This is a genomic window from Burkholderia sp. BCC1998, from assembly GCF_905339875.1.
Taxonomy (GTDB): domain Bacteria; phylum Pseudomonadota; class Gammaproteobacteria; order Burkholderiales; family Burkholderiaceae; genus Burkholderia.
Window position 1 is genome coordinate 1 of sequence record NZ_CAJPHE010000056.1, and the last position, 5,089, is coordinate 5,089.

Annotated in this window: 8 protein-coding genes and 1 pseudogene; 5 read left to right on the top strand and 4 right to left on the bottom strand. The window is 58.9% G+C overall.

What is annotated here, in order from left to right:
- A partial coding sequence (locus tag U5A56_RS36620; protein ID WP_321927346.1) for a hypothetical protein occupies window positions 1-201 on the bottom strand: 201 nt, incomplete at its 3' end.
- Between the two features lie 398 nt (window positions 202-599).
- On the opposite strand from U5A56_RS36620, the gene U5A56_RS36625 reads away from it, so the two are divergent.
- Both U5A56_RS36625 and U5A56_RS36630 read left to right on the top strand, forming a co-directional pair.
- Entirely contained in the window at window positions 600-860 is a 261-nt protein-coding gene (locus tag U5A56_RS36625) for a helicase-related protein (protein ID WP_257776120.1), read from the top strand.
- A 39-nt stretch (window positions 861-899) separates the two neighbouring features.
- A complete protein-coding gene (locus U5A56_RS36630; protein WP_257776121.1) occupies window positions 900-1,067 on the top strand; it encodes a hypothetical protein in 168 nt (55 codons plus the stop codon).
- On the opposite strand, the gene U5A56_RS36635 is transcribed toward U5A56_RS36630, so the two are convergent.
- Complete coding sequence (locus U5A56_RS36635; RefSeq protein WP_257776122.1) at window positions 1,068-1,358, bottom strand: hypothetical protein; 291 nt, start codon at window positions 1,356-1,358, stop codon at window positions 1,068-1,070.
- Between the two features lie 173 nt (window positions 1,359-1,531).
- Between U5A56_RS36635 and U5A56_RS36640 the strand changes: the two are divergent.
- Together U5A56_RS36640 and U5A56_RS36645 are read left to right on the top strand one after the other, a co-directional pair.
- Window positions 1,532-1,828 (top strand): annotated as a pseudogene (locus U5A56_RS36640) (H-NS family nucleoid-associated regulatory protein); the annotation flags it as partial.
- A 534-nt stretch (window positions 1,829-2,362) separates the two neighbouring features.
- Complete coding sequence (locus tag U5A56_RS36645) at window positions 2,363-3,190, top strand: SET domain-containing protein-lysine N-methyltransferase (RefSeq protein ID WP_257776123.1); 828 nt, start codon at window positions 2,363-2,365, stop codon at window positions 3,188-3,190.
- 128 nt (window positions 3,191-3,318) lie between these two features.
- Here the strand turns inward: U5A56_RS36645 and U5A56_RS36650 are convergent, their stop codons facing one another.
- Window positions 3,319-3,813: a hypothetical protein gene (locus tag U5A56_RS36650; protein ID WP_257776124.1), complete on the bottom strand. Its 495-nt coding sequence runs from the start codon at window positions 3,811-3,813 to the stop codon at window positions 3,319-3,321.
- Window positions 3,814-3,876: 63 nt separating this feature from the next.
- Window positions 3,877-4,152: an HU family DNA-binding protein gene (locus tag U5A56_RS36655; RefSeq protein ID WP_257776125.1), complete on the bottom strand. Its 276-nt coding sequence runs from the start codon at window positions 4,150-4,152 to the stop codon at window positions 3,877-3,879.
- A gap of 378 nt (window positions 4,153-4,530) precedes the next feature.
- Between U5A56_RS36655 and U5A56_RS36660 the strand changes: the two genes are divergently transcribed.
- Window positions 4,531-4,857 (top strand): H-NS histone family protein, encoded by a 327-nt coding sequence (locus U5A56_RS36660; protein WP_257776126.1) that lies wholly within the window; start codon window positions 4,531-4,533, stop codon window positions 4,855-4,857.
- Window positions 4,858-5,089: the final 232 nt, after the last annotated feature.

Consider the following 5,089-nt stretch of genomic DNA (forward strand, 5'->3'; position numbering starts at 1 on the left):
GTCCGTTACGACGATCTCCATCTCGTCGGCCGGGTCGATCTGAAATTCGTTTACCCGACACGCACGGACGTCGAGCATCAGGCGATTCAGCGCTTCAAGCTTTGCGTCAGTATCGTCGACTGACATCCCTGCAGCCTGGCCGATGGCAGATTGGCGCGCATCGAGCAGTAGCTTAAGCGCGTTCGCTCGCTTCATGAACATGCGATTTGTCACGCCACACCTCAATTTTGCGCGGCGACGACACGGCGGCCGACTGGCCCCAGGAATGAAAAGCTCGGTGACCTCATAGGGCCGCACTGCATACAACCTTGGCTTCCAAGGGAGCAATATTTTCATTGTCGTCAATCATCCCGCTTCGAGCGGGTTTTCGCACATTCGGCATATGAATTGAGGTGCGATATGGCAAGCAGCGCAAAACGTCGAGCCGATCGGGCTCGGCTAAGGAAAAAGCGGCGCGCGTGGTGGGGCGACTGCGCCAAAATCGACAAACCGCTTGGGCAGCTGATCGACATGTGGCAACGCCCGGCGCTGCTTTGGCGAGCGCTCGATTGGCGAGTGCCGGTGGCTTCAAGACGTAGGCGACGAGTCCGCATAGACGGTTGCTCATCGTTACCCAGTTCCGAGAGAGGGGCGCACTGCTACGCGGCTGGCTTGGCGAGCGTTACGGCCACACACCGCAGTTCCTGCACGGCGGTGTGGTGCGGAAAAAGCGCAACGATATGGTTGTACACCTCCGGCACGATCGCACCGAGCGGGGGTTCCTGTTCTTACTCAAGGGCGGCGGCACCGGACTGAACCTGACGGCCGCCTCGAGCGTCATCCCTTTCCACCTTAGGTGGAACCCGGCAGTCGAGGCCTAGGCGAACGATCGCGCCAACTGCATAGGACAGCGCAGCCATGTGCAGGTGCATCGCCTGATTACGGAGGCGACGTTCGAGGAACGCATCAACGACATGATCAAAGGCAAGCGCGAACTGGTCGAATTGGCCGTTGGCACAGGCGAGCAATGGATTGGGAATCTCAGCGACCACGAGTTGCACTCGCTGTTTACACTGAATCGAGCGTGATCAGATTGGCCGTTGTGACGGCGATACGCGAAAGCCAGGACGGCAGTGCACGCGAGCAACGCTTCCTTGTCGAATTCGGCCGACAGCCTCTATCTGCAAGGGCTGGCCGCTGGAGAAGGCGGCCAACCTGATGAGTTCGCTGAGTTGTAAATGGGTCGATGCGCTGAGATGAGCGGTTGCGCGCAGCAGCTCCAGGACCTTGGCTGCTTGTTGCAATCGGACGTTAGCCGGGCCGATGGATTTTCTCCGTCCATCCTTGAGTTGCGTACCACCGACGAGTTCGTAACGCATGTTTTGAACTCCTTGATTTAATTTGAGTCGGAGGGCTGTGCTGATAGGACTGTATCGATCAAGCGCTGGTTGAAAGTGGCTTGCAGGGTAATCTTCAATTCCGACTATCTCGATGAGTGGCATAATTCGAGCGTTGCGATCTCTCGCAACCGACAACTTTGGGAGAACAGAACATGGCCAATAGCGACTACAAGACGTTGAAGGCGCAACTCGACGCTTTGCAGGAAAAAACAGAAGCGGCACGCGTTGCGGAATTGGAGGCATTGGTTGCCGACATGCGCGCAAAAGTGGCGGAATACGGAATCACAGCCGAGCAGATTTTTGGCCGCCAACGCGTAGCCAAGGGCAAGAAGGTCGGCGGTCACGTGGCGGCAAAATACCAGAACCCGAAGACGGGTGAAACCTGGAGCGGTCGAGGCCGCGCGCCGGCGTGGATCAAGGACGTGAAGGACCGCACTCGCTTTCTCATTGGCGCAGCGGTCGAGACACAGAGTGCCGCCGGCAATGCCACAGCTGGGGCCGCAGTCAAGAAAGCTGCGGCAAAGAAAGCCGCCGCAAAGACCCGAAAGGGCGACGCGAAATCCGTGAAATCGGCCGGCGCGACGGCGGCTCGCAAGAGAGGGCGCCCGTCGACTACTGTTGCTGCAAAAAAGACGAGAAGCCGGCGCACTCCTGGCGTGAAAAAGGCGGCAGGCGCCGCTGTCAAGCCGGAAGTCGTCACCGAAGCAGCGGGCGAGTAAGACGGCGGTGGTCAGGCAGGCGGGTGGCAAGGAAAGGATTGTTCCCTGCCACTCGCTTTTATCGTTTGTTCCTGCTGACGTTGCGTCGTTTTTCACCTTATCCGGGTAAATTCGGCCCAGGGCCTGGATGCCGCCACAGTTGTGTAGGTGGGTTTGGGATGCCGACATTGTTTCGGATGAACCTGGCCCACTGGCGACACGATCTTCGGATGGTTTTGCCCCCTCGAAGTGTGAAGTCCGATCGGCCCGATTCAACTTCCTAAGATGACCACGCATCCGGCATCCCATCACGTCCCCCGCATCGTTGTGCGGCGCTCTCCGATCCATGGCCGCGGCGTATTTGCTCGTCGCGACCTGGCCGCTGGTGAAATGCTCCTCAAGTACGTCGGTGAGCGTATCGATTGGGAGGTCGCCATCAACAGACCGCCAGCCGATCCCGCCAATCCGGATCACACCTTCTTCTTCGATCTTGGCGATGGGCGCGTCATCGATGGCGCGGCAGCGGGCAACTCGTCGCGTTGGATCAATCATTCGTGCGCGCCGAATTGCGAGGCAGAAGATCGAGGCGGCCGGATTTTTATTCGAGCGCTGCGTGCGATCGATGCAGGTGACGAAATTAGCATTGACTATGCGCTCGCGCTCGCGCTCGCGGTTGACGGGCGCGTGACGCGCTCGATGCGCGACCGATACGCGTGCCGTTGTGGCGCGTCGACATGCCGCGGCACCATGCTGGCCATTCGGAGGCGCCGTAAGCAGGCGCATGAGGGTGGCCAAGTCGATACGGCGCAAGGTGTGTGTTATCCGCCGTCTGCCGTGCCTCCAGACGCGGTCCGGTCAACGGTGCGCATTTTGGAGCGGCCGGGATCCGGCCGCCTCATCGTGTCATGGCGGCAGGCCGGGCGGGGGTGTTACAGCGAGCAGCTTTGGACTGCTGCGCTGGCGACTGCTGGCGGAATCTGCGTGGTGTCGGGGCAGGCTTACGAACGTGGTGATGCCGTATTTCAGCCAACAGGTTCACCTGTACCGCTCAATCAGGCTGAGCGCATCTGCGCGGACAGTGTTGCGCACATTCCCCTCGACGAGGTCGCGTGACGATGTCGTTGCCGCCGAGTTTACTAAGTCAAACTAAACTTGGTGTTCCGCGGCCGTGATACCGTCGTTTTGCTCGCGCATCACTTGCGCGCTTCGTGGGCGATCCTGCATGCGGCAACGGGGATGATCTAGAAATGGCATGGACGGGTGGCCACGGTGCCGCCCTGACGGGGCTCGGGAATCGGAGACGAGGCCGTTCCCGTCAGGAATCGCTTCAGCTGCTGCTCGGCGTCCATCACCTTGTAACGTGGCGCGACATTCAGTTGCCAATCATGCAGCACGAGCAGCCGTTCAAATGCCAACACGGCGTCCGCTGCGAGGATCCACTCATTCGACTCATCGGCGTGCACGTGCGTGACCTCTACCGCATGCTCGACTGCCTTGTAGCGTTCAACAGGTTCGTCCCCGTAGCCAGCCTGCTGCAGGAACCACGCGATATACGTGGTGCGTATCAGCTCGTTGAAAAGATACGCGTTCCCTTGGCCGTCCCGACAGGCCGCCAGCGCAAGATGATGTGACAAGGACTGTGTCTGCACCGCCGTTTTGTCCAGCGGCAACAACATGGTTTTTGTTAGGGGGCGTCGCGGCGCGGCGGGCCGTCCGCGGTTTTTCTTGGAACTCATCTTGCGTCACATCGACCTGCTGGAGAAACATCTCGCTGGGTGAGGCTGTTGTCTCAATACCGATCAGGTGTTCACGGCATCTTTGAATGCTTTGCCGGCCGTAAACTTGACCGTTTTTGCGGCAGCGATCGTGATGGCTTCCCCGGTAGCGGGATTGCGGCCGGCCCGCTCGGCGCGGGCACCCGTGGAGAAGGAGCCAAAACCGATCAATTGCACCGTATCACCGCGGGTGACTGCGTGCGTCACGGCCTCGAGAATGGCATCAACGGCGGCCCCAGTGCTGGCTTTGGTGTCGCCGGTGGCAGCCGAAACAGCGTCGATGAGTTCTTGCTTGTTCATTCGTGGATTCCTCAGTCATGTGCGCTAAAAGCGGGTTTGGCCATTACCCTATAACATCTACCGCAGGCAACGCAACTTCTGGATCTTTGTTGCAATTGTAATTTGCTCAACCGAGGTCAACCGGGGGAGAATTGCCCGCGTTGCACGCGCAGACATTACACGTATCGTTCGCCATGTATGACGTGCCGCTATGCTGCGATCTGAATGGACGACGAGGAAGGGGCGGGACTGCTGACGCATGTAATGCGTGCCGTATGTTGGCGGCAAGTTGTCCCGAAAAGATGCCATCATGATTGGCAGTGGCCAGACAGGCTTCGAAATCGCACCGCGACCGGCATGCTTTGCGAGCGCACGGTATCAATCAGCAGATTATTTACGATGACCAGTAAAATTCAGGCCCTACACCAGCAACTTGGCCACCTCAATTTGCTTCTTGATGAGGCACGGAAGAAGGAAAAGGCGGCAGTCCTCTCCTCGATTCGGGAGCAGGTGAAGGAGCACGGCATCACGGAGGTGGAATTGCTCCGTGCGGCCGGCTTTGTGAAAGACAAGCCCAAGCAGTTGCCAGCCAAATACTACGATCCTTCCTCGGGCAAATCGTGGACGGGACGCGGCGCGTGTCCGAAGTGGCTGGCTGGCAAAAACCTGGATGACTATCTGATCCGCCCGGCCGCAAAGCCTTGGTGGCCAGGGGAAAACCGATAGGCAAGACCAGTCTTTGCATGTGCAAAGTGATCGATTGCGCGTATTCGGCAAAGCTGCTGTCACAGCGATTGATCACTATGCCCCAAGGCCAATCGACGTAAATCAGTATCCTGTTGGCGCCCTTAATTGTGCGAGAATGCGTGCCGCCTCGGGTGTAGCTCAATGGTAGAGCAGAAGCCTTCCAAGCTTACGACGAGGGTTCGATTCCCTTCACCCGCTCCACCATGGGCCC

Bases quoted from the DNA above. Each gene is read 5' to 3' on its own strand.
- U5A56_RS36660 (WP_257776126.1), top strand. From the start codon at position 4,531: ATGACCAGTAAAATTCAGGCCCTACACCAGCAACTTGGCCACCTCAAT.
- U5A56_RS36645 (WP_257776123.1), top strand. From the start codon at position 2,363: ATGACCACGCATCCGGCATCCCATCACGTCCCCCGCATCGTTGTGCGG.
- U5A56_RS36655 (WP_257776125.1), bottom strand. From the start codon at position 4,152: ATGAACAAGCAAGAACTCATCGACGCTGTTTCGGCTGCCACCGGCGAC.
- U5A56_RS36635 (WP_257776122.1), bottom strand. From the start codon at position 1,358: ATGCGTTACGAACTCGTCGGTGGTACGCAACTCAAGGATGGACGGAGA.
- U5A56_RS36650 (WP_257776124.1), bottom strand. From the start codon at position 3,813: ATGAGTTCCAAGAAAAACCGCGGACGGCCCGCCGCGCCGCGACGCCCC.